Source organism: Mesorhizobium sp. M8A.F.Ca.ET.021.01.1.1 (assembly GCF_003998025.1).
In the GTDB taxonomy this organism is placed as follows: Bacteria; Pseudomonadota; Alphaproteobacteria; order Rhizobiales; family Rhizobiaceae; genus Mesorhizobium.
Genome location: NZ_RZSJ01000675.1, coordinates 1 through 3,093 on the forward strand (window position 1 = coordinate 1; position 3,093 = coordinate 3,093).

4 protein-coding genes and 1 pseudogene are annotated in these 3,093 nt (G+C 63.1%); 2 read left to right on the forward strand and 3 right to left on the reverse strand.

The window, feature by feature from the left end; translation table 11 throughout:
- Nucleotides 1–470, forward strand: a 470-nt coding sequence (locus EOA36_RS31970; RefSeq protein WP_127280834.1) for a heparan-alpha-glucosaminide N-acetyltransferase domain-containing protein, incomplete at its 5' end; no start/stop codon positions are given.
- Nucleotides 467–937 carry an isoprenylcysteine carboxylmethyltransferase family protein gene (locus EOA36_RS31975; protein WP_127280835.1) on the forward strand — a complete coding sequence of 157 codons (471 nt, stop codon included), beginning with the start codon at nt 467–469 and terminating at the stop codon, nt 935–937. The genes EOA36_RS31970 and EOA36_RS31975, both read left to right, overlap by 4 nt.
- A 12-nt stretch (nt 938–949) precedes the next feature.
- Here EOA36_RS31975 and EOA36_RS31980 read toward each other — a convergent pair whose 3' ends face one another.
- The 3 genes and pseudogenes from EOA36_RS31980 to mgtE form a co-directional block, all read right to left on the reverse strand.
- Nucleotides 950–1,462, reverse strand: a complete 513-nt coding sequence (locus EOA36_RS31980; RefSeq protein ID WP_127280836.1) for an HXXEE domain-containing protein — start codon at nt 1,460–1,462, stop codon at nt 950–952.
- Between the two features lie 68 nt (nt 1,463–1,530).
- On the reverse strand, nt 1,531–1,917 hold the full coding sequence (locus tag EOA36_RS31985) for a MerR family DNA-binding transcriptional regulator (protein ID WP_006203215.1): 387 nt from the start codon (nt 1,915–1,917) through the stop codon (nt 1,531–1,533).
- Nucleotides 1,918–2,057: 140 nt separating this feature from the next.
- Nucleotides 2,058–3,053: pseudogene (gene mgtE / locus EOA36_RS31990) on the reverse strand (magnesium transporter); the annotation flags it as partial.
- Nucleotides 3,054–3,093 lie beyond the last annotated feature (40 nt).

Genomic DNA, 3,093 nt, shown 5'->3' on the forward strand with positions numbered 1-3,093 from the left:
CCAACGACTATGTGCCGCTGTTTCCATGGTTCGGGGCCGTGCTTCTCGGCCTCGGGGCGGCGAAACTCGCTTCCGCTTCCGGTATACGGGCACGTCTGGCGAGCCGCGTGCCAGGCCGCTGGGCCAATCCTCTGGTCTTCATCGGCCGCCACAGCCTGGCCTTCTACCTGATCCACCAGCCGCTGCTGATCGGTTGCGTCTGGCTGTTCTCGCAAGTGATGCCCGCGCAGGTCGACCCCCCGCGGGTCAATTTCCTGAAAACCTGCCAGCGCTCGTGCGAGCAGATGCGCAACGCAACCTTCTGTTCGAGCTATTGCGGCTGTATGCTCGAGACTCTCGACGGTGAAGGCTCTCTTGATCGGCTCTACAACAACGACCAGACTGCGGACTTCAGGGCGCATCTGTCCGATCTTGCCGCAACGTGTACCGCCAAGACCGAGGACAAGATGACGGAGGGAGGGACGCAATGACGGAGCCGAAGCCTGGGCTGATACCGTGGCCGCCGGTGATCTACGTCGCCGCAATCGCCCTCAGCATCATCCTCGGCCTGCTCTATCCCCTGCCCTGGATCGGCGACCTGCTGGGCGACATCCTGTTCGCCGCCGGTTGGGTGGCTTTGTTCGCTGTCGCCGTCCTCTGGTTCACCGCGATCCGCACCATGATACGGGCCAGGACAACGCTCAATCCCAACGCCGTGCCCGATCATCTCGTCACGACCGGTCCCTTCGGCGTCACCCGCAATCCGATGTACCTGGCCAACACACTGATGCTGATCGGCGTTGCCTTCGTCTCGGGCATCGCCTGGTTCTTCCTGCTTGCCTTCGTCGCCGCCTTCGTCACCCAGAAGGTCGCGATCGAGCGCGAGGAAAAGATGTTGGCGGCGAAATTCGGCAAGAAATACCGCGACTACGCCAAACGCGTGCGGCGCTGGATCTGAGGTCCGGCGGGATCAGTCAGAAGCCTTGCCTGGAGCGCCTGCCGTGTCCGGAAGCAGTTTCCGGCCGACATAAAACAGCACCGGGAGCAGAAGCACGATGGCCAGGACAATGGCGGGCGCCGTCAAGGCGAAGCCGGTCGCCGAAATATATCCCTCGCGAAATGCCTGATGCAGCAGAGCCGCGGTGACCGGCAGGTTCAATGCGAGAGCGGTCGCGGTCCCCGGCATATAGCGGCGCGTGACCATTGTGACGAGGAGATGTGGAAAAGCCACGTTGAGCAGCATCGCAAGCGCATAGCCCGACAGGACGTAGGCGCCGAAACTCTCCCGTCCCTGCACGGTGGCGAGCAAAGCCGCAACGCCAGCAAGAACAACCAGCACGAACACCGCGAACCGGAATTCGTTGGCCGCGAGGGGACGGTGCCAGCGCCCCGCCTGCTCGGACCAGGCAGGCAGGAAAACCGCCTCCTCCAGATTGTGGACGGTGACAGCGGCGACAAACAGCCAAGCGAGAGTGATGAACATGACGTGATCGACCGCCGGTTCAAGCCTTCACAGTTCCTGGCGGCGAGGCATCGGAGCAACCGCACAGGTCAGGTATTGACGCCGAGCTCGACCAGCCGCTCGACGCAGGACTCTTCGGCCTGGTCGAGTTCGGCCAGCGTCTCCTCGAGGTCGCGGCGCTTCTGCCTGAGATCCTCGCGCTTTTCCTCGATGCGCTTGATCATCAGCTTGAGTTGCCCGACCTCGCCCGGCGGCTCCTTGTACATCTGGATGATCTCGCGGATCTCGTTGATCGAGAAGCCGAGCCGTTTTCCACGCATGATCTGCCGGATGAGATGGCGATCGGAAGGGCGAAACAGACGGGTGCGGCCGCGACGCACCGGCTGCACCAGCCCCTCGTCTTCGTAGAAACGCAGCGTCCGCGTCGACACGTCGAATTCGCGGGTCAGTTCGGTGATCGAATAATATTCCCGCATTGTCACTCCATGCCGGAATTCCGGGCGATCGCCGTGCGGCGTCGCCCATCTGTCCCGAACCAAACCCTTGCCCGCCGGAATCGAACGCGGCACCCCGTACGAGCCTCGCACGGCATTTACGTAAAAGTCAATTGAGACGCTTACCGGACACCGAACCACCAGCTCGCGAGGCCGAGGAAGGCAAAGAATCCAACGACATCGGTGACCGTGGTGACGAAGACCGCCGAAGCGACCGCGGGATCGACCTTGAACCGGTCGAGCAGCAGCGGGATCAGGATGCCGGCAAGGGCCGCCACGAACATGTTGATGATCATCGCCGCGGCGATGATGCCGCCCAGATTAGGATCGCGGAACCACGCCGCCGCGACGATACCGATCAGGATGGCGAAGACGATGCCGTTGATGAAGCCGACGCCCATTTCGCGGCGGATGATGCGGCCGGCATTGTAGATGTCGAGATCCCTCGTCGCCAGCGCCCGCACGGTGACGGTCATGGTCTGCGACCCGGCATTGCCGCCCATGCCGGCCACGATCGGCATCAGCACGGCGAGCGCCACGATCCGCTCGATCGTGTGGTCGAACAGGCCGATCACCGATGCCGCCAGAAATGCGGTCAAGAGATTGACGAGCAGCCAGGGAACGCGCGAGCGCGAAGTCGCCAGAATGCTGTCGGAGAGTTCTTCGTCGCCGACGCCGCCCATGCGCAGCAGGTCTTCCTCCGCTTCCTGCTGAATGACGTCGACGACGTCGTCGATGGTCAGCACGCCGACCAGCCGCTCGTTCTCGTCGACCACGGCCGCCGACAAGAGATCGTATTGTTCGAATTCCCGCGCCGCCTCTTCCTGGTCCATGGTGGCCGGGATGGCGTGCCGCGTCTCATGCATGACTTCCTCGACCTTGACCGCGCGCTTGGTGCGCAGGATCTGGTCGAGATCGATGGCGCCCAACAGCTTGAAGGTCGGATCGATGACGAATATCTGGCTGAAGCGCTCGGGAAGGTTCTTGTCCTCGCGCATGTAGTCGATGGTTTGGCCGATGGTCCAGAAGGGTGGCACCGCGACGAACTCGGTCTGCATGCGCCGCCCGGCGGTCTCTTCCGGGTAGTCGAGCGAGCGGCGCAGCCTGATCCGCTCGCTCGACTACCCGGAAGAGACCGCCGGGCGGCGCATGCAGACC

Coding starts and splice junctions, on each gene's coding strand:
- EOA36_RS31975 (WP_127280835.1), top strand. CDS start 467: ATGACGGAGCCGAAGCCTGGGCTGATACCGTGGCCGCCGGTGATCTAC.
- EOA36_RS31980 (WP_127280836.1), bottom strand. CDS start 1,462: ATGTTCATCACTCTCGCTTGGCTGTTTGTCGCCGCTGTCACCGTCCAC.
- EOA36_RS31985 (WP_006203215.1), bottom strand. CDS start 1,917: ATGCGGGAATATTATTCGATCACCGAACTGACCCGCGAATTCGACGTG.